We start from the raw sequence: 20,054 nt of genomic DNA on the forward strand, positions 1-20,054 counted from the left end.
AATTCTTTTCCCTAATACTTTTTTTATATTTATGCGGTAAGATGGTATCACTCACTACTACTCGCGTTATCATTCCGGGGAGATTTATCTAACATGTCCACACTTGGCTCCAATACCCGCGGATTCTATTCCGTCCCGGCTAAAATATGGATCATTCTAGCTTGCGTAACGCTATTTCTCGGAAGCTTGATCGGTCTTTTTACGAATGCTTATCGCGATCGCCTCGTGCAGGAAATCCATCACGATGCTGCATACGAACTAGCTGCCAATGCCGCTACATTGTCTGCCGCCATTACAATCAAGCTTCAGCTCACCAACGGAATCAAAGCCTTCGTTCTCAACGAGCTAGCGCACACTTCGACCGTTTCCCGGTCCCGTTTCGATACGTTCGCCGCCGCGTTCATTGAAAGAATTCCCGGTATTCGCAACGTCTCCCTCTATCCGGATGGCATCGCCGAATACGTCTTTCCACTGGCCGGCAACGAGGAGGTTCTCGGTCTTGACCTGTTCCGCCATCCCGATCCTTCCGTCCGCGAGAACGCCGAGAGAGCGAAGCTCGCCGACGACATGACGATCCTTGGTCCGATTGAGCTTACCCAAGGAGGAGTCGGTCTTATCTCCAGACAATCGGTTTACGTGGGCGACCGTTTCTGGGGCTTCGTATCGGTCGTTCTCGATAATTCTTCGATCTTGCAAGAAGCGGACTTGTTTAACGGCGATAAAGGGATCGACCTCTCCGTTCGGGCGAACGGGCGCATTCTCATCGGCGACCCAAGGCTCTTTGATCATCCCGGCCTGCTGGAAAAAGTCGCTCTTCCCGACGGGCAATGGGAAATCGCGGCGGTTCCCAACCGTTCCCGTCTGGATTCGATCGCCTCCAAGATCCACGTCGTACAGGCCACGTGCGCGGGTTCCTTGCTTCTGATCGTCTATTTCTTATACGTTCAGCTTACGCAGAAGGCCAGGCTCCAACTCCTCGTCGAAGAGCGCACCCGCAAGCTGGAGATTACGAACCGGAAGCTGGAGACCGCCTTCCACGAGCTTTCCGCAGCCGCTTATCACGATGCCGTTACCGGAATGCGCAATCGCACTTTTTTTAACGAGCATCTGGCGGACAGGATCGCGGAATGCGGACGGACCGGAGAGAAGCTGGCGTTGCTCTATTTGGATCTGGATCATTTTAAAATGGTTAACGATTCGCTTGGCCATATCTATGGCGATCTGCTGCTGAGAGAGGTAGCTCGGAGATTATCCGATACGTTGAGGAATGGTGAAGTGATTTCCCGCATTGGCGGCGACGAATTCACGATTATCGTCCCCTCCGTGAAGGATCAAGCTCAGGTCAAGTTGATTGCACGCCAGATCCGCGAGTTGTTTCAACAGCCCTTTTTGTTGAGGGATTCGGAGTATCTCGTGACGACGAGCATCGGCATAGCGCTCTTTCCCAATCATGCCCAAGACGACGCGACGCTCATCCGCAATGCCGACCTGGCCATGTACCGAGCTAAGGAAGAAGGCAAAAATCTATTTCGCTTCTACGACCCGGCGATGAATCCGAATGCCGAAGAAACGATGGAAATCAAGCTCGGTCTGCGCCGCGCCCTGGAGAAAAACGAATTCACCGTTCACTACCAGCCCCAAATCGAGGCGCGGACTGGCAAACTCATCGGGCTTGAAGCCCTCATCCGCTGGGAGCATCCGGTACGCGGATTGATTCCGCCTAACCACTTCATCCCGATCGCGGAGGAGACGGGACTGATCCTGCCGATCGGCGAGAAAGTGCTATCCATCGTATGCGCGCAGAGCATCGCTTGGCAGCGGGCCGGGATACCACCGATTCGAATCGCGGTCAACCTATCGGCCAGACAGTTCGCGCAGGAGGATCTGGCGGAACGAATCAATGGAATCCTCGAACGGCACGGACTTGACCCGAAATATATCGAGCTGGAAATTACGGAAAACACCGCGATGAAAGACGACATGCAACCCGCTTTGAACGAGCTCCGGGAAAGAGGATTCACAATCGCGATCGACGATTTCGGTACTCAATATTCTTCTCTCAACTATTTGAAGCGATTACCCGTCGACAAAATCAAGATCGATCGCTCGTTTGTCAGCGGCATCGCGCGGGATCGCAAAGACGAGGCGATCATCGTTGCCATGCTTCAGATCGCAAACCGGCTTAACCTGACCGTCATCGCCGAAGGCGTGGAGACGAACGAACAATTGGCGTTCCTTCGGGACAACAATTGCCAAGAGATCCAAGGCTTTATCTTCTCCAAGCCGCAGCCGGCGGAACGGATCGAGCCTCTGCTGACGAAAGCCCTCATTTCATAGTAAAAAACCGACGCCGATACGAGACCGGCGTCGGTTTTTTCATTTTATTTGCCGCGCGATGCGCCCCGGCCTCCGCGACCTCCGGGCGATCCGCCCTTCGTACCCCGAGAACCTCCGCCGGCATAGCCGCCGCCTTTCGGGCCGGACGGGCGACCGCCCCCGAAGCCGCCTCGCGGCTCGGACTTGCGGCTTCCGCGGGCAGATCCGCTCCCGCTGCGCTCGGCGCCCCCGCTCGGGCGGCCGCCCTTGCCCGGCTTCGCCGGTACCGGAGCTCCTCCTCGCCGATCGCCGCCGCGACCCCGCTCTCCGCTTGCGGCTAGACCGCGCGCGCCCCGATCCTTCCGGCTCGCCGCTTCCCGGCCCGCACCGCGCGGCGGACGACCTTCGCTACCCGTGCGTCCATGTCCGCCTCTGCTTCGCGGACCTTCCAGGCCGCCGCCCCCGAGCGGCGCTCCTTCGACGCTTCTGCGCTCCATCGCCATCTGGATGCCGTTCTCGATGTCCGCGAACTCCCGCCGATCCTTCGGCGCGATAAGCGTAATCGCCAGCCCCTTCTCCCCGGCTCGGCCCGTCCGGCCGATCCGGTGGATATAACTCTCCACGTCGAGCGGCACGTCATAGTTGAACACGTGCGTGACGCCTTCGACGTCGAGTCCGCGCGCCGCGACGTCCGTTGCAACAAGCAATTGCAGCTTCGCTTCGCGGAATTTCTTCATGACCTGCTCCCGCTTCGCTTGGGACAGATCGCCGTGCAGCTCGTCGGACGCGTATCCCATCTCTTGCAAAGCTACGTTCAGCGTATTCGCCCGCCGTTTCGTCCGGCAGAAAATAATGCTGAGATACGGCTGGGTCTCCTCCAGCAACCGAACAAGCGTCGTTTGCTTGTTCCGGTCTGTCGTCTCCACGACCCACTGGCGAATATCCTTTACCGTCACGCGCTCGGCCTTCACCGTAATATGCTGCGGGTTGCGCAGAATGCGCCCCGCCAGTTCCCGGATCGAAGGCGGCATCGTTGCCGAGAATAGCATCGCCTGCTTCTTGTAAGGCGTCTGCCGCAGAATGTCTTCGACTTCCTTCAAGAAGCCCATATGCAGCATCTGGTCGGCTTCGTCCAGCACGAGCATTCTCACGCCTTCCAGGGAGATCGTCTCCCGGCGTAAGTGATCGAGCAACCGTCCCGGCGTCGCCACGATCAGATGCATGTCCCCCTTCAGCTTATGAAGCTGAGCCTCGACGTCTTGACCGCCGTATACGGCCAACACTTTGATCCCATCCTCCGGCTTCAGCAGCTTCTTGATCTCGCCGGTAATCTGGATCGCGAGCTCCCGCGTCGGCGTCAAGATCAACCCCTGCACATGCGGCACGTCCGTCTTGACCTTGTCCAGCATCGGCAGCACGAACGCCAACGTTTTCCCCGTCCCCGTCTGGGCTTGGCTGATCACGTCATGGCCGGCCTTTACGATCGGAATCGTCTCCTCCTGTACAGGCGTCGGTTTGATGATCCCCATTGCTTTTAATATCGCCACGCGGCTCTCGGTTACGCCCAACCCCGCAAAATCCGTCACGAAATCCACTCCATCCTAGATGTACATACCCTCTATCCTACCACATCAAACCCTATGACATGTAGCCCCCGGCTTCTGTGCTATAAGAAAAACCGTCAGGAAAGATCGCCCTGACGGCCCTTTTGAGTGGGTTGCGCTCCTCATAGCGATGTTTTTCATCGTACTTGCTCCCCACCAGCGCCCCTCAAGGCGGAAGTAAGATGTTTTTTATCGCTAATCACCCCGGGGGCGAACAAAATGCGGGGGCTCACTCCCCATAGCGATGTTTTTCATCTTACTTGCTCCCCACCAGCGCCCCACTAAGCGGAAGTACGATGTTTTTCATCGTACTTGCTCCCCACCAGCACCCCACGAAGCGGTAGTACGATGTTTTTCATCGCTAACACCCCGGAGGCGAACAAAAAGTGGCGGCTCGCTCCTCACAGTGATGTTTTTCATCGTACTTACTCCCCACCAGCGCCCCACTAGGCGGAAGTACGATGTTTTTTATCACTAATCACACAGCGGGCGGCTCCCTTAACCCGGGATAAACAATGAATTCCCGCAAAACTCGCATTCTTGCCGCACGCCGGGAACGATTCGCGAACTCGATCCGCAGCCGAAGCACGTAATCGCCTGCACGGCCGGTTGCGGCCGAGAGGCCTGACTTCCGGAACCGCCCGCACTCGCCGCGGCCGCTTGCCGGGAAGCTTGGCTTTGCTCTTCGCCCGCCGCCTGACCCGCGCCTGGACCCCGATTGTTCATGACAACCGTTCCCTCGGCTAAGTTAAGCGAAGCATGAGGCAGCCTTCCAGTCGCGATCATATAACTGATGTCTTGCCTGACGTTCTTCTCGCTCTCTCCCGTCATCTGAGCCAGTCCGCTGAGCGCGCGAACCCCGTCGGCCGTGACGAGGCGGTAATAGATATCGTAAAGATTTTTCATCTTTTTCTTCCTGCTCGCCGCAAGAATATAGAATACGACCGCCGGAGTGACGAACAAAATACCCATCGCAATAACTACAGCTACGAAGTTCCCGAATTCTTCCTTCGGACTACCCAGCGTCGCCAACAGAACAATAAACGCTATGAGAGCGTAAAAGGTCACGAACGCATGTCCGACCACCCGGTAATCTTGCGACCTCAGATGGTTGACCCTCGCGTGAGCCGCGAACCGAATAATAATCAGCACGATCGCCACCGGGAAGAAGATCACCGTCGAAGCAATAATGAACGCGCTGTGAATTTTAGGAGAATCGATTCTCATGAAGTATTGTCCTCGCTTTATTAAGTCTTAAGTTCCCTTTTCCTGCAGCTCCAGGTTTTTCATATACAGCGCCATAAGGCCCATGACGATCGCCGCGAGTCCCAGGACGATAAACTGCAACAAGCCGTATGTATAAGCCGAAACGTCAAGCGCCCATGAAAAAATAAGGATAAAGGCGATCGCGACGATCAAATAGACGCCCGAAATCGTCCCCATGGCGATATAAGCCGGAATTAACCTGCGGGACCTCGGACTGTTGGTCAAATAATGGAGCGCGATGCCGTACAGGAACGTTTCCCCAAAGAACAATGACGTTAACGTAATCCAAGTATGGCTTATCCGGTCGTAGGGCAACTCGAACAACAAGACGACCGCGAGCGTCACGATCAGCACAGCCGCATATAGAAAAGTAACGATACGCACGAATCCGCGTTGCGAGCCTCCGTCCTTAGCCAGCTCCGTTTCCATTCCCATCCGAAACACCCCCTCTATTCGATCAGTTTATTTCCGCACTCCAGACAGAACTTCTGTCCCGGTTTAACCTCATGTTGGCATTTGCCGCACTTCAGGACCATGCTTGTGCCGCAATTGGTGCAGAACTTGCCTTCGGGATCGACTTCCGTTCCGCATTGGTGGCACGGATTGCCGCCGAAGGAATGACCGCATTTGTAGCACTTCGTCGCTCCCTGCGGGTTGTCCGCCCCGCATTGCTCGCAGGCGTTATTCGGATCCCCGCAATGCAAACAGAACTTGGCCCCGGCGGGGAATGTTTTGCCGCAATTGCTGCATTGGACTTCCGCACTTTGAGTGGGGACCGCCGCCATATAATCGTGTCCGCAAGCAAGACAGAATCGCGCTTCTTGAGGGTTCAGCTTCTGGCATTTCGGGCAGGCTTTATTCGGGCTCGCGATATTCATCTGATTCGTCAAGCTCGACATTTGATTGCCGACCGCCCCGCCAACGCCGAAGCCCATCCCCAGGCCGATTCCCGCGCCCATGACGTTCGCGCTCCCGCTTCCTTCGTTTCTGGCCGCGCCTTCAAGCGTATCGAACGTGCGCTCCTGCTGGTACGTATACCCGAGAATGTCCATCTCGGCCCGTTTCGCGAGCGCTTCTTTTAATCTCGCCGTAGCCGGATCATCGTCCGGAGTGTTGATCGAATCGATATAGAAATTCAGCACGCGAATGCCGAATTCCGCGAATACCGGCTCGATCCGTTCCTCGATATGTTTAGAAATCTCCGACATATACGCGTTAATCTCAAGAACGCTGATTTTTTTGAAAACCAAGTAGGATGAAATCAGCTCTTTAATGTTCATCATCAGCAACCCGCGGAAATGCTTCACCATGGCGTCCTTGTCGAACACCGGAATCGTCCCGATCAGCTTCAACAGGAACTTGCGGGCATCCTCGATCTGTAGCCCAAACTGGCCGAACGAACGGACCGAGACGATAATCTGATACTTCGGATCCTGCAGCTGCAGCGGCGTCGCCGTTCCCCATTTGACATCCAGCGCGTGGATCTTGTTGACGTACCACACTTCCGCCGTGAACGGAGAACGCCCGCCGAACGGCAGATTCACGATCTCCTGAAGCAACGGAATGTTCGCCGTGCTCAGCGTATGCCGTCCCGCCGGGAATACGTCCAAAGCTTTACCGCCTTTGAACAGAATGGCCTCCTGCGTTTCGTTCACGATAAGCTGCGTCCATGTGCCCAGCTCTTGATTCGGATATTTCCACGCGAATACGTCCGCGGGTCCATCGAATTTCACAACTTCGATTATTGCCATGCCTTCCCCATGCCTCCCCAATCCCTTTGCGCAATCGCCGATCGATGCGCCGGTTAGTCGTTCTGCAGCCCCGCAATCGCGCGTTTTCCGCAAAATCCGACTCTTCTATTTGTTATTCTACATGCAATAAAATTTTCCTTTGAAACATCTTCCATGATTCAAAAATGTTTACTCTCTTGCCACCGCCTTCAGAGCACGGCACGCCAAATACCCCGCCAGCTTCCGGCCAAGGGAAGTTAACGGGGTTCCGCAGGTATAAAGCGAACGGCATCGACCATCCTAGTGAAAGGAGGTGAGATAACGATGGCTAAAGATGTTCTGTGCGAAGTGAATTCGTGCAAGTATTGGGTGCCGGGAAATGCCTGCAACGCCTCTTCGATCTATGTCGTGAACAACCGGAATAAACAAGCGTCCCACTCCGAAGAAACCGACTGCAAAACGTTCGAATCGAAAATGTAAGGGTGGCCCACACGCCTTACCTGCTAGGCAAGAGGCATTCGTTCGCGGATGCCTTTTGCTTGGCTCCTTTGTATTGTATCCAACATTGAGAACTATTATCACTAGTTAAACATTTTCGATTTTGCCGTATTCTCTTACCGCTTCCGCTGAAATTCCGCCAACTCGGCGAAACGTTCCGGCAATTGGTCTCTCAATCGCGAGTAGATTCCGAACAGTTCGCGGTAGATCTCACTCTGTTCCGGGTCGGGCTGCATTCGTTCCGCGATCGGAGCCCATTGTTTCGCAAGGCCGAGATCCGCAAGCTCGCCAAGCCCTTGCATCGCAATCATCGCCGCGCCGAGCGCGGAAGCTTCCGTCACGCGAGGGATGCCGACCTCTTGCCCAAGCATGTCCGCAAGCATCTGACGCCACAGAGGCGACTTGGCGAATCCGCCCGATGCGCGCACTTCCGCTGCGGGTCCGGCCAAATCCTTAAGCGCCTCGGCGACCGATCCCACCGCAAGCATGACCCCTTCGAGCCCGGCGCGTACGAAGTGCTCCCGTCGATGCCCCAAGTGGGCGCCGAAGAACGTTCCGCGCGCCTCGGCGTTGTAGATGGGCGCGCGCTCGCCGGACAAATACGGCAGGAACAACATGCCCTCCGCGCCCGGTGCGACGCGAGCCGCTTCCGACAACAGCTCCTCGGTCGTCTTGTCCCCGCCGAACAGTGCCTCGCGCATCCATTGCAGCACGATGCCGCCATTATTGGTAGCCCCGCCGATAATATAGGAAGATTCCGCGACGTGATAACAGAACGTGCGTTGCTCCACATCTGTCAGCGGCCGCCTGGTCATCATCCGCACCGCCGCGCTCGTGCCGATCGTGACCGCCATGTCTCCAGGCCCGGTCGCTCCGACGCCCAGATTGGCCAGCGCCCCGTCGCTCGACCCCAAGAAAAACGGCGTATCCGCCTCCAAGCCCATTTGCTCCGCCCACGATCGATCCATGCCTTCTAACCGATAGCTAACCGGCCGCACAGCCGACAGCCTCTCCGCATCTACGCCCGCGACTCCAAGCGCTTCCTCATCCCATTCCAGCGTATCCAGCCTCAGCAATCCCGTCGCCGATGCGATGGACGTATCCACAGCCCATTCTCCGAACAAGCGATATAGCACATATTCTTTAATGGACACGAACTTGCGAGCGGCTTCCCATACGTCCGGTCGCCGCTCCCTTAGCCACATCAGCTTCGGAAGCGGCGACATCGGATGGATCGGCGTTCCCGTTCTCAGATAGATCTCGCGACCGCCGAATTCCTTCCGAATCGCCCTGGTCTGCTGCTCGCTCCGGCCATCCGCCCAAGTGATGCTCCGCGTCAGCGGATGCCCGTCCGCGTCAACTGCGATCAACGAATGCATCGCTGAGCTGAAGCTCGCGGCGGCGACGTCACCGCCGCTTAATCCGCTTTGCTCCAGAGCGCCGCGAACGCTCCGGATCACCGCGCCGAAGATCTCGTCCGGATCTTGCTCCGCCCAACCTGGATGCTCGCGAAGCAGCGGATATTCCGCCGTGAAGCTTCCAAGCTGCTCCCCCTCCCGGTTGAACGCTACGCTCTTCGTGCTCGTCGTTCCGATATCGATGCCGATAAACACCGATCCGTTTCTAGTCATGTTCTCCGCTCCCGAGGCATGCTTTATTTCCGGTGCATTTTAAATTCCAAGAACAACTCGTTATAGTGGGACAGCATTTTTTTGCCGAGATTTTTGTACACTTCCAGCTTATCCGTCAGTTCCGGGTCTGGATAGAAGCGCTCGTCTCCCGAGATATCCTCCGGCAACAGCTTAAGCGCCTCAGCGTTCGGCGTCGAGTAGCCGACATATTCAGTGTTCCGGGCCGCGACCTCGGGATCCAGCATAAAGTTGATGAACTTATGCGCCCCCTCTAAGTTCCGCGCCGTCTTCGGAATAACCATGTTATCGAACCACAGGTTCGAGCCTTCCTCCGGAATCACGTAGTCAAGCTTATCGTTCTGGTCCATAATCTCCGACGCATCCCCGGACCAGACGACACCGACCGCCGCCTCTTCGCCCGCGAGTAGCATCTTAATCTCGTCGCCGACGATCGCCTTGACGTTCGGCGTCAGCGTGCCGAGCTTCCGCTTCGCTTCCTGCAGATGCTCTTCGTTCGTGTCGTTCAGCGAGTAGTTCAGGCTGTTGAGTCCGAAGCCGATCACTTCCCGCGCCCCGTCCACGAGCAGGATTTGATTGCGCAAATCCTCGCTCCACAAGTCGTTCCAACTGGTGAACGTCTTCCCGTCGAGCATCTCGGTATTATAGATGATCCCGACCGTTCCCCAGAAATACGGGATCGAATATTGGTTTCCGGGGTCAAAGCTTAAGTCCATAAACCGCGAATCGATATTCGTCAGATTCGGAATCTTCGCATGATCGATCGGGAGCAGCAGGTTTTCTTCTTTCATTTTACTGATCGCATATTCCGAAGGAATGGCGACGTCGAACGTCGTGCCGCCTTGTTCGATCTTCGTCATCATCGCCTCGTTCGAATCGAACGTCTGGTAAATGATTTTCAGTCCCGTTTCCTTCTCGAACTCCGCGATCAGCTCCGGATCGATGTAATCGCCCCAGTTGTAGATCGTCAATGTATCCGATCCCGAGTACCCGTGGGAAGAGTTCAGATACGACGTCCAGTACATGAGGCCGAACGCGGCGATGAACACCGCAAGAAATAAGCGTACCAATTGCGTCATGGCTGTACGACCCCCCAATCAGGCTTGCGGCTGCTCCGCCGGGTCAGGAAATAATAGCCCACGACAAGCGAGATCGTGAACAGGAAAATAAGCGTCGACAGCGCGTTGATCGAAGGCGAGATGCCGTGGCGCGCCCGCGAGTAGATCTCGACCGATAACGTCGAGTAGCCGTTGCCAGTCACGAAGAATGTCACCGCGAAGTCGTCGAGCGAGTACGTCAGCGCCATGAAGAAACCCGCGAAGATGCCGGGGCGCAAGAAAGGCAGCACGACTTTGGTCAGCACGTCCCATCCGCTCGCTCCGAGATCCTTGGCTGCATCGATCAGCGTCGGGCTCATCTCCTGTAGCTTCGGCAGCACCATTAACACGACGATCGGCACACTGAACGCGATATGCGATAGCAATACCGAGGTGAACCCGAGCTTAATCCCGATCATTGTGAAGAAGATCAGGAACGATGCTCCGATAATGACGTCCGGGCTCACGATAAGCACGTTGTTCATCGCCAGCAGCGTATTGCGCGGCCTGTTGCGGCGCACTCTCTGGATCGCCAGCGCCCCGACCACGCCGAGAATCGTCGAGATCGCAGACGATAACAGCGCGATGACGACTGTGTTTAGCACGATAATGAACAGACGCGTGTCGTGGAACACTTCCTTGTACCATTCCAGCGTAAAGCCTTCGAACCCTTGCATCGTCCCCGCGCTATTAAACGAATAGTACGTTAAGTAGAGAATCGGCGCATACAAAACGAGAAAAACGACGACGAGATACGATTGAGCGAGTTTGCCGTTCTTTTTCATCGGATCGTATTCCTCGCTCCCCGGTTACCGGTCATCAGCATGATGACGGCCATTACGATAATGAGCAGCACGGCGATGGCCGAGCCCATGCCCCAGTCCTGCGTCACGAGAAAATGCTGCTCGATCGCCGTACCGAGCGTCACGACGCGGTTGCCCGCGATCAAGCGCGTGATCATGAACAGGCTTAGCGCCGGAATGAACACCGCTTGGCAGCCCGCCTTCACTCCTCCGAGCGTAAGCGGGAACACGACGCGACGGAACGTCATCCACGGCGAAGCCCCGAGATCCCGGGAAGCGTACACCAGGGACGGGTTCAGTTCCTCGATCGCGTTATAGATCGGCAGAATCATGAACGGGATAAAAATATAAACCGACACGAACACGAAGCTGAAGTCGGTGAACAGAATTTGCTGCGTCCCGATACCGACCATCTCGAACACCGAGTTGACGAAGCCGTACGTGCCGAATAAGCCGATGAAGGCGTACGCCTTCAGCAGCAGATTGATCCAGCTTGGCACGATGACGAGAAGCAGCCAAAGCTGCTTATGCTTCGTGCGCGTCAGCCAATAAGCCGTCGGATACGCGACTAGCAGCGAGAACGCCGTAATCAGCAGCGCGTACCAGAACGAGTTAAACGTCATGCGCAGATAGACGGGCGTCAGGAACTTCTGGAAGTTGCCCAACGTAAAATGTCCCTCTACGTCAAAGAAGGAGTTATAGACGATCAACACGATCGGCGTCGCGACGAACAGGAGCATCCAGGCCGCGTACGGGATCAGATACAGATTGCGCGTTCTCGTCATTGCCGCTCACCTTCCGCAGCGGCGGTTCCGTTCTGACCATACCCTTCCAGCCTCCGGTCGAACTCCTCTTCCGTCTCGCCGAAGCGCATGACGTGGATTGCTTCGGGATCGAAGCGCAGCCCTACGCTATCTCCAACGGCCGCCCTCTTCGTCGAATGGACAAGCCATTCGTTGCCTGCCTGGTCGTAACCGCTGATCTCGTAGTGCACGCCGCGGAACAATTGGCTGTCGATCTTGATCACCAGATTGCCCTGTTCCGGCTCCGTCATCTCCAAGTCTTCCGGCCTGATGATAATCTCCACCGTTTCGTTCGGAGAGAATCCCCGGTCCACGCATTCGAACTGCTGTCCCGCGAACTCCGCCAGGAAGTCGCGGATCATCCGCCCGGGCACGATATTCGATTCGCCGATGAAGTCGGCCACGAACCGGTTGATCGGCTCGTCGTAGATGTCGATTGGAGTTCCGCTTTGCTGGATCTCCCCCTCGTTCAGGACGAAGATCTCGTCCGACATGGCGAGCGCCTCTTCTTGGTCGTGCGTGACGAAAATAAACGTGATGCCGAGCCTGCGCTGCAGCTCCCGCAGCTCGTACTGCATCTCGGTGCGCAGCTTCAGATCCAGCGCGGATAGCGGTTCGTCGAGCAGCAGAATCTCCGGCTCGTTCACGATCGCGCGGGCGATCGCCACCCGCTGCCTCTGACCGCCGGACATCTCCGAAATTTCCCGTTCCTCGTAACCGGCGAGGTTCACGAATCGGAGCGCTTCCTTCACCTTCTCCGCGATGTCGGCTTTCTTCATTTTCTTGATGCGCAGGCCGAACGCGACATTCTCGAACACATTCAGGTGCGGGAATAACGCGTAATCCTGAAATACCGTGTTCACCTGGCGCTTATCCGCCGGAACGTTGTTGATCACTTTGCCATTGAAGTAAATGTTGCCCTCCGTCGGTTCGATGAAGCCCGCGATCAATCGCAGAATCGTCGTCTTGCCGCAACCGGACGGTCCGAGCAGCGTGTAAAACTTACCGCGCTCGATCTCGAAGCTGACCTTGTTCAGCACCGTGTCCTGGTCGTATTTTTTCGTCACGTTTTCGAACCGAATAATCGTCTTCTCTGTCATTTCCGGTTATCGTCCTCTTTCCGGGTACATACCCATGATCTTTTGACTTCATTATACAAAAATAGACTCGCAACAACCAATGTAAAAAAACCGCCAGATATCCCTGGCGGTCTTCATTTAGCAGATCGAGCCGATTAGTCAAAATGAATCCGGATCGCCGTCTTATCGTCGGCGACTTTGAGCCGTGTGTATTTCCCCTGCTGAGATTCGTCGTATTCGTTCGCGATCAACCACTCTGCGTATCCCGATAACCCTTTCTCGTCGATCAACGCGACCATATCGGACATCGTCGGCGCCGAATCTCCCGCCTTACGGGGCAGGAATAACCCGTCGGTAATCAGCAGCACGGATTCAAGCTGAATCCGGTTGATCATGCCGTGCTCGACGTAGCGTTCCAACGCCGGATCGCCGTTCAGAATCGCGTATCCTTCCGAAGTGTTTGTTTTTAACCGGTTGGTCTTTATGACCTCGAATACCCTGGCCCGAATCTCCTTCGGCGGCAATCCTTCGCTCGCGTATCGTTCCCATAGAAGCCGCGACTTCTCGTCGAAGTGATCGACTTGGTCGTGCGTGACGATTCTCACCGTCCCGTCCTTATAAACCGCAATCAGCATGCAGTCGCCTGTCTGCGCGTATTCGATCTGATGCTCGCCGATTCGAATGACCGCGATGCCCGCAGCCCATACCGCCTGATTGTCGTCCGCATCCACTCCGCGCTCCAGCATTTCGGTCCGAATGCGTTGATTCGCTTCAAGCACAATGCTTCTTAGGGAGAAAGACCCGTCCTTGCGATCGATCGACTCGAACACCTTTTTTGCCGTTTGCGAGGCCAGGTACCCTCCGGTTTCCTCGCCTTCGACGCTTGCCAGCGACGTTGCTCCGTCTAATACGCCGTATATACGCTGCGATTCGTTCAGGATCAATGCGTCTTCGTTCCATTCGTTGCACCCTTGTATTGAAAGATGCTCAATCTTCATTCGATATCCTCCCGCCCTATGCGCTAATAGCGATGCTTTCCATCGTACTTGCTCCCAACCTGCGCCTCAAGAGACAAAAGTAAGCTACTTTTCATCGCTAATCGTCCAATATATCAAATGAAAGTGGCACTACAACGCTATTATAGATGATTTACATCGTACTTACCCCCAGCCAGCGCTCCCCGAGGCGGAAGTACGATGTTTTCCATCGCTAATCGTCCTAAGAACCGCTGCCTACGAAAAAAAGGGAGCACCCCGCGTAAATACGCGAGATCCCCCCTCTTTTGCTTTACATCCGACGCCCCTAAGCGACGCCCTCGGCCGCGCCGAGCTGCAGCTGGTACATGGCAAAATATTTGCCGCCCTGCTGCATCAGCTCGTCGTGGTTACCGCGCTCCACGATCCGGCCGCGATCGAGCACGAGAATCTGGTCGGCCGCGCGGATCGTCGACAGCCGGTGGGCGATGACGAACGTCGTCCGCCCCCGCTTCAGCACGTCGAGCGCCGCCTGAATGATCGCTTCCGTCTCGGTATCGATGCTTGCCGTCGCTTCGTCCAGGATCAGAATCGCCGGATCAAAAGCGAGCGCTCGCGCGAACGAGATCAGTTGCCGCTGACCGGCGGACAGCGTACTGCCTTTCTCGATAACCGGCTCATCGAGCCCGCCCGGCAGTTGCATGAACATATCGTACGCGCCGACGTCGCGCAGCGCCTGCTCGACTTTTTCACGGGAAATGGACGGATCATCCAGACTGACGTTGGAAGCGATCGTCCCCGTAAACAGGAACGGATCCTGCAGGACGATGCCCATATGCTGGCGAAGCTCCTGTTTCGTCATCTTCTTGACGTCCACGCCGTCGATCGAGATCGAGCCGCGTTCCACGTCGTAGAACCGGAATAGCAGGTTCAGAATCGAGCTCTTGCCCGAACCCGTATGCCCGACGAGCGCGACCGTCTCGCCTTGCTTCGCGCCGAACGTAATGTTTTTCAGCACGTCCTCGCCCGGCTTATATGCGAAGGACACGTCTTCGAACGACACGTTCCCTTTATAGCGCTCGATCCGGCTATCCGACACCTCGATGCCCGGCTCGTCGAGCAGAGTGAATACCCGCTCCGCCGATACCCTCGCCACTTCCAGGTTCGATAGCTGGTTGACGATGCCTACGATCGGCTGCATCATCCGGTTCATATAATCGATGAACGCGTACAGCACGCCGACCGTAACCGCCGTTCCCAGCCAGTCTCCGGCGAACATCCAGATGACGGCCATGAACAGCACGTTCCGGAACACGTTGACCAAGTTGTGCGACGTGACCGAATTCAGCGTCAGCAGCTTGTTCTGGTACTTGAAGTACTCGTCGTTCATTTCGTGGAACTCGCCCATCGTCTCTTTTTCCTTACGGAAAGCTTGAATGATCGGCATGCCCTGGATGGATTCGTTGATCATCCCGTTAATATCGCTTAGCCGGGAACGAATGACATGATTGTATTTGGCCGCGAACTTGCGGTAGACGACGATCCACACGTAGAGGATCGGGATGAACGGCAGCGCGATCAGCGCCAGATTCGCATCGAGCACGAATACCGCACCGATGATGGCCGCGATGTAGATCACGCCGGAGAAAAAGTTCGCCAGAACCGACACGTACAGCTCGCGAATCGCTTCCGTGTCGTTCGTGACCCGGGAAACGACCTTGCCGGCGGGCAGATTATCGAAGTATTGCACCGGCAATCGCTGGATGTGCCGGAATACGTCGTTGCGCATCTGCCGCACGATCCGGTTGGCGGATACTTGCAGCAGCAGCCGTTGCCAGTACGCAAGCACGCCGCCGATCAGCAGCAAGCCGACATAGGAGATAGCTAGCATCGCGATGCTGCGAAACTCCGGTTTGTAGAATTCATATACCTCGCCCTTGGTGAGCTTCTCCGCGGGATAATCAAGTTTGGTCCCGTCTTGCATGGCGATCGAGAGAGCGCCGCCTTCGAACGTGCGCTTGCCGGTATTCGGCACGCCGGCCGCATCGACGAAGTAATAGCTTCGTCCCGATTGCAGAATTCGCACTTCGCGCCCTTTCGGTTCGCCGGATACAAAATGATCCTCCCGGATATACCAGCCGTTCTTGTACGAGACCGCATGTTTCGCGTCTTGCTTCGTCTCGTACCACGGCTTTTCGATTCCCATAATATTCGTATCGATCATCCTTTTGGCGAGGAACGGTCCTACCAGTTCCACGCCGACCGCAATCAGGAGCAACGCGAGCGCGATGATGATCGGTTTCTTATAATTCCATGCATAATTGAACAATCGTTTGCCGTTATTGCCCATCGGTTCGTTTTCACCTACATTTCTTTTTTAAAAAGAGTGGAGTCTATTGATTTCTATACGGTTAACCCTCGACGACCGCCGCGAGCTGTTGCCTGTCGTACTGTTCCTTATACCATCCGCCGAGTTTGAGAAGCTGCTCGTGCGTGCCTTCCTCGGAGATCCGCCCTTCGTCGAGAACGATGATCCAATCGGCATGCTGCACGGCGCTTAACCGATGCGTCGTAATAATCGTCGTTTTACCCCTGCGCTCGGTACGTATACCTTCCAGGATCTCCGTCTCCGTCTTAGCGTCCACCGCCGACAGCGAGTCGTCGAGCATCAGAATTTCCGGATCGGCGATTACAGCGCGCGCGATGCTGACGCGCTGCTTCTGTCCGCCGGACAATGCGACGCCCTTCTCCCCGACAAGCGTCTCCAGCCCATCCGGCAGGAAGGCGACGTCCTTACGGAACGAAGCCAGCTCAAGTGCGCGATTAAGCCGCTCTTCATCGCCTGCTTCTTCTTTCGTGCCGAACCAGATATTCTCGCGGATCGTCTTGCTGAACAAGATCGGTTGCTGCGGCACGTAGCCAATCCAGCCGCGCAGACGGTTCAATTCCAATTCCGTCAGCGGGACGCCCCCTACCGTCAGCGCCCCTTGGCCCATCGGGTATTCACGAAGCAATTGCTTGAGCAACGTCGTCTTCCCGCTTCCCGTTCGTCCTACGATACCCAGCGTCTGACCCCGGCGCAGGGTGAGTGAGATATCGACGAGATTGTCGATAGAAGAGGACGGGTAACGGAACGTCAAACGATCGAAGACGATCGCTTCCGGTACTTCGAGTTCGACCGGCTCTTTCGCTTCCTCCACGTCCGGTTTGACTCCGAGAGTCTCGCTAATGCGGTCGAGCGATGCATTTCCCCGCTGCATGATATTGATTAACTCGCCTATCGCGAACATCGGCCAGATCAGCATCCCGAGGAACATGTTGAACGATACCATCTCGCCCAGCGTGATGTCTCCGCGGAATACGAGCACCGCGCCGTAGACAAGGCCGATCAGGTAACTGAAGCCTACGAGAATTTTGACCGTCGGCTCGAACAGGGCGTCGATCTTGGCGACGCGGATATTTTTGCCGAATACGTCGTCGGCCGAGTCGCTGAACCGTTTCCGGTCAGCTTCCTCCTGCACGAATGCGCGGATGACCCGCACCCCGGATACCGATTCAAGTACCTGGTCGTTTAATCCACCGAAAGCGTCCTGTGCTTTCATAAACCGGTCGTGGATCTTCTTGCCGAAGTGCTGCATGAGCAGCGCCATGATCGGAAGCGGCAGCAAGGCTGCGATCGTCAGCTTCCAGCTGATTAGGCCCGCCATGACGACAAGGATCGTCGTCATGAACAGCGTCGAGTCGATCAGCGTCAGAATGCCGAACCCGGCCGTCGTCGAGACCGCCCCGAGATCGTTCGTCGCGCGGGCCATCAGGTCGCCCGTCCGGTTGCGCTCGTAGAACGTCGGATTCATCTTCATCAGGTGCCTCATTAATCTGGAACGAAGCAACCGCTCCAGGACGAACGCGCCGCCGAACAGCTTATACAGCCATATGTAGCTGAGCACGTAACTGGCGACGGTCAGTCCGCTCCAGAAGAGCAGCAGCTCCGCTAATCCGGCCCCCGTCAGCGTTTCCTCCTTGATGCCGTCGATTGCGATGCCGATCAGCCTGGGGGGAACGATATCGATGATCCCGACCAACGTCAGCAGCACAATCGCGATTGTGTACCTTTTCCATTGCATTTTAAAATACCAACTTAACTTCTTCAAAACGATGAACATATCTATCCGTTCACATCCTTCTATGCGGTTATACTTGATGAAAGAACAAAAAAGGCATATCGCCGTAAGCGATACGCCTTAGAGGGACGGATACCCATCCCTCGTCGCGGTCGGGGCCAGAGCCGGCGTTTCAACGCCGCTGCAGCCCCGATTGCGATAAAAAAGGCGCACGATTACGTTACGTAACCATGCGCCTCGCCATGCGATCCCCGGAAATGTCCGCCATTCCCCGGTCCGTCAGCGATTGTTCGCGAGAGGGTTACGTATGTCAGATGTATGAAAGCCGCCATTCCGCCGATTCAGCATATCCAGAATCACGTTAAACATCCTTGTAACCCTCCCTTCCGTTCATCAAAGTATATTTGAAACTTTACCATCGCATCGTGAGCGCTGTCAACGGGCAAATGAGAAAAAAATTATAAATTTTCTACAAATTTCTAACGCCCTTCATACCCGATTTTTCGGATCGACAATTACAGAAATCATCTTCGCGAACCCGCCTGACCGACGATTCTCATGTTGGAACTCTTGTATTTTCGGCTATAATTGAGGGAGAATGTGAGCGGGAGAGATCTAAGTCTATGACACAGTCGATGGCAACGGATTACTATATGACCGCGGAATTATGTTTGTTGGCGGGGAAAATCATTATGCAGAACGGCGGCGAAACCTACCGCGTGGAGGATACGATGAAGCGCATCGCCGAGGCGTGCGGCTTCCCCGACTCCCAGTGCTTTGTCACGCCGACCGGAATCATTTTTGCCATCAGCGGCGCCAATCCCATTACGCGGCTCGTGGGCATCTCCGCCCGATCGACCGACCTGAATAAGGTGACCCTGGTCAACGAGCTGTCCCGGCGAATCAGCGAAGGAGAATGGTCGGCCGCCGAAGCCCTCGTGCGGCTCAAGGAAATTGAGCGGGCGCGAGGAGCATATCCCGGTTGGTTGCAGGTCGCCTCCGCCGCGATTGCCAGCGGCTGCTTTCTGATCATGTTCCGGGGCGGCTGGAACGACTTCGGCCCTGCGTTGCTGGCCGGCGGCATCGGTTTCGCTTTGCTCATTTCCCTTCAGCGGCTGGTGCCGATCCGGTTCTTCGCTGAGTTCCTAGCCTCGATGATGATCGGGTCTCTATCGATCCTATTCGTCCGTACGGGAATCGGCCAGGAGCTGGACCTCATGATCATCAGCTCGGTGATGCCTCTCGTACCCGGTCTGCTGATTACGAACGCGGTGCGGGACCTGATGGCCGGACATCTCGTGTCCGGACTGTCGAAGGGGGCCGAAGCTATGCTGACCGCTTCCGCCATCGGCGCCGGCATTGCCGTTACGCTGTCCGTCTTGAACTGAGGAGGGAACCTGGTGATAATCGAACAATTGGCCGCCAGCTTCGTCGCCTCGGCCGCTTTCGGATTGATCTTTAACGTGCCGAAGCGAGCGATAGTCCAATGCGGCCTCATCGGAATGCTCGGTTGGGCTCTATATGTCGTTCTAACGGAGCAGGGGGTCAACTCGACGATCGCTACATTGCTCGCCGCAGGCAGCGTCGCGGTGCTGAGCCAAGTGATGGCCAAGATGTTCCGGATGCCGATCATCGTGTTCAGCGTCTCGGGCATCATTCCTCTTGTTCCCGGCGGGACGGCTTACGACGCGATGCGGCACGCCGTGGAGAACCAATACGATATCGCGATGCAGCTAGGCACGAAAGCCTTCATGATCTCCGGAGCGATCGCGCTCGGCCTCGTGTTGTCGGAAGTTATCAATCAGGCGATTCGCAAAGTGCGGGTCTGACGCAAAAGGACGCCATCTCCCTATTCAGGGAGATGGCGTCCTTATTCGAGTTAGACAACCAATACCTCAGCCTTGTTGCCACACCAATCGCAATGCTCCGGAGGGGTCCAGGCGGAGAATGCCGTCGTCTGAAGATTGACCAGATCCGGCGCGTCCTCATACTCGTCGACGAATTTATCGATCGCTAATTCCACGTGTTCACGACATACGCAGTACATCTTGTGTTATTCCCTTCCGGCTCTCTATTTCGTCTCGTGTTAATCCTACCTGAGCTTATAACGCCGC

General features: G+C 56.0%; 17 protein-coding genes. 4 read left to right on the forward strand and 13 right to left on the reverse strand.

What is annotated here, in order from left to right:
- Positions 1 to 93: 93 nt before the first annotated feature.
- Positions 94 to 2,337 (forward strand): putative bifunctional diguanylate cyclase/phosphodiesterase, encoded by a 2,244-nt coding sequence (locus FPZ45_RS13360; RefSeq protein ID WP_144702371.1) that lies wholly within the window; start codon positions 94 to 96, stop codon positions 2,335 to 2,337.
- Between the two features lie 44 nt (positions 2,338 to 2,381).
- Here FPZ45_RS13360 and FPZ45_RS13365 read toward each other — a convergent pair whose 3' ends face one another.
- From FPZ45_RS13365 to FPZ45_RS13380, 4 genes are all read right to left on the reverse strand, one after another.
- Entirely contained in the window at positions 2,382 to 3,902 is a 1,521-nt protein-coding gene (locus FPZ45_RS13365; RefSeq protein ID WP_425457001.1) for a DEAD/DEAH box helicase, read from the reverse strand.
- Between the two features lie 516 nt (positions 3,903 to 4,418).
- Positions 4,419 to 5,147: a hypothetical protein gene (locus FPZ45_RS13370; RefSeq protein ID WP_144702374.1), complete on the reverse strand. Its 729-nt coding sequence runs from the start codon at positions 5,145 to 5,147 to the stop codon at positions 4,419 to 4,421.
- A 27-nt stretch (positions 5,148 to 5,174) separates the two neighbouring features.
- The gene (locus FPZ45_RS13375; protein ID WP_144702377.1) at positions 5,175 to 5,621 is read right to left on the reverse strand and encodes a hypothetical protein; all 447 of its coding nucleotides are present in this window, start codon (positions 5,619 to 5,621) and stop codon (positions 5,175 to 5,177) included.
- Positions 5,622 to 5,635: 14 nt separating this feature from the next.
- Positions 5,636 to 6,937: an SPFH domain-containing protein gene (locus tag FPZ45_RS13380; protein ID WP_144702380.1), complete on the reverse strand. Its 1,302-nt coding sequence runs from the start codon at positions 6,935 to 6,937 to the stop codon at positions 5,636 to 5,638.
- 303 nt (positions 6,938 to 7,240) lie between these two features.
- On the opposite strand from FPZ45_RS13380, the gene FPZ45_RS13385 reads away from it, so the two are divergent.
- The gene (locus tag FPZ45_RS13385; RefSeq protein ID WP_144702384.1) at positions 7,241 to 7,396 is read left to right on the forward strand and encodes a DUF1540 domain-containing protein; all 156 of its coding nucleotides are present in this window, start codon (positions 7,241 to 7,243) and stop codon (positions 7,394 to 7,396) included.
- Between the two features lie 134 nt (positions 7,397 to 7,530).
- Here the strand turns inward: FPZ45_RS13385 and FPZ45_RS13390 are convergent, their stop codons facing one another.
- The 8 genes from FPZ45_RS13390 to FPZ45_RS13425 form a co-directional block, all read right to left on the reverse strand.
- Complete coding sequence (locus FPZ45_RS13390; protein ID WP_144702387.1) at positions 7,531 to 9,045, reverse strand: gluconokinase; 1,515 nt, start codon at positions 9,043 to 9,045, stop codon at positions 7,531 to 7,533.
- A gap of 23 nt (positions 9,046 to 9,068) precedes the next feature.
- Positions 9,069 to 10,142 carry an ABC transporter substrate-binding protein gene (locus tag FPZ45_RS13395; RefSeq protein WP_144702390.1) on the reverse strand — a complete coding sequence of 358 codons (1,074 nt, stop codon included), beginning with the start codon at positions 10,140 to 10,142 and terminating at the stop codon, positions 9,069 to 9,071.
- The gene (locus FPZ45_RS13400) at positions 10,139 to 10,945 is read right to left on the reverse strand and encodes an ABC transporter permease (RefSeq protein WP_144702424.1); all 807 of its coding nucleotides are present in this window, start codon (positions 10,943 to 10,945) and stop codon (positions 10,139 to 10,141) included. Before FPZ45_RS13400 ends, FPZ45_RS13395 begins: the two co-directional genes overlap by 4 nt.
- Positions 10,942 to 11,748, reverse strand: coding sequence for an ABC transporter permease (locus FPZ45_RS13405; protein WP_144702427.1), 807 nt, complete (start codon positions 11,746 to 11,748; stop codon positions 10,942 to 10,944). The genes FPZ45_RS13400 and FPZ45_RS13405 overlap by 4 nt, the downstream gene beginning before the upstream one ends.
- The gene (locus tag FPZ45_RS13410; protein WP_144702430.1) at positions 11,745 to 12,866 is read right to left on the reverse strand and encodes an ABC transporter ATP-binding protein; all 1,122 of its coding nucleotides are present in this window, start codon (positions 12,864 to 12,866) and stop codon (positions 11,745 to 11,747) included. Before FPZ45_RS13410 ends, FPZ45_RS13405 begins: the two co-directional genes overlap by 4 nt.
- Before the next feature lie 134 nt (positions 12,867 to 13,000).
- Complete coding sequence (locus FPZ45_RS13415; protein ID WP_144702433.1) at positions 13,001 to 13,843, reverse strand: protein phosphatase 2C domain-containing protein; 843 nt, start codon at positions 13,841 to 13,843, stop codon at positions 13,001 to 13,003.
- Positions 13,844 to 14,147: 304 nt separating this feature from the next.
- The gene (locus tag FPZ45_RS13420; RefSeq protein WP_144702436.1) at positions 14,148 to 16,169 is read right to left on the reverse strand and encodes an ABC transporter ATP-binding protein; all 2,022 of its coding nucleotides are present in this window, start codon (positions 16,167 to 16,169) and stop codon (positions 14,148 to 14,150) included.
- A gap of 61 nt (positions 16,170 to 16,230) precedes the next feature.
- Complete coding sequence (locus FPZ45_RS13425) at positions 16,231 to 17,982, reverse strand: ABC transporter ATP-binding protein (protein WP_144702439.1); 1,752 nt, start codon at positions 17,980 to 17,982, stop codon at positions 16,231 to 16,233.
- 581 nt (positions 17,983 to 18,563) lie between these two features.
- Here FPZ45_RS13425 and FPZ45_RS13430 point away from each other — a divergent pair.
- Both FPZ45_RS13430 and FPZ45_RS13435 read left to right on the forward strand, forming a co-directional pair.
- Entirely contained in the window at positions 18,564 to 19,328 is a 765-nt protein-coding gene (locus tag FPZ45_RS13430; RefSeq protein WP_246120443.1) for a threonine/serine exporter family protein, read from the forward strand.
- Between the two features lie 12 nt (positions 19,329 to 19,340).
- On the forward strand, positions 19,341 to 19,769 hold the full coding sequence (locus FPZ45_RS13435; protein WP_144702442.1) for a threonine/serine exporter family protein: 429 nt from the start codon (positions 19,341 to 19,343) through the stop codon (positions 19,767 to 19,769).
- Between the two features lie 50 nt (positions 19,770 to 19,819).
- Here the strand turns inward: FPZ45_RS13435 and FPZ45_RS13440 are convergent, their stop codons facing one another.
- The gene (locus FPZ45_RS13440) at positions 19,820 to 19,987 is read right to left on the reverse strand and encodes a CxxH/CxxC protein (protein ID WP_144702445.1); all 168 of its coding nucleotides are present in this window, start codon (positions 19,985 to 19,987) and stop codon (positions 19,820 to 19,822) included.
- Positions 19,988 to 20,054: the final 67 nt, after the last annotated feature.

The organism is Cohnella terricola (assembly GCF_007786475.1).
Taxonomy (GTDB): Bacteria; Bacillota; Bacilli; order Paenibacillales; family Paenibacillaceae; genus Cohnella; species Cohnella terricola.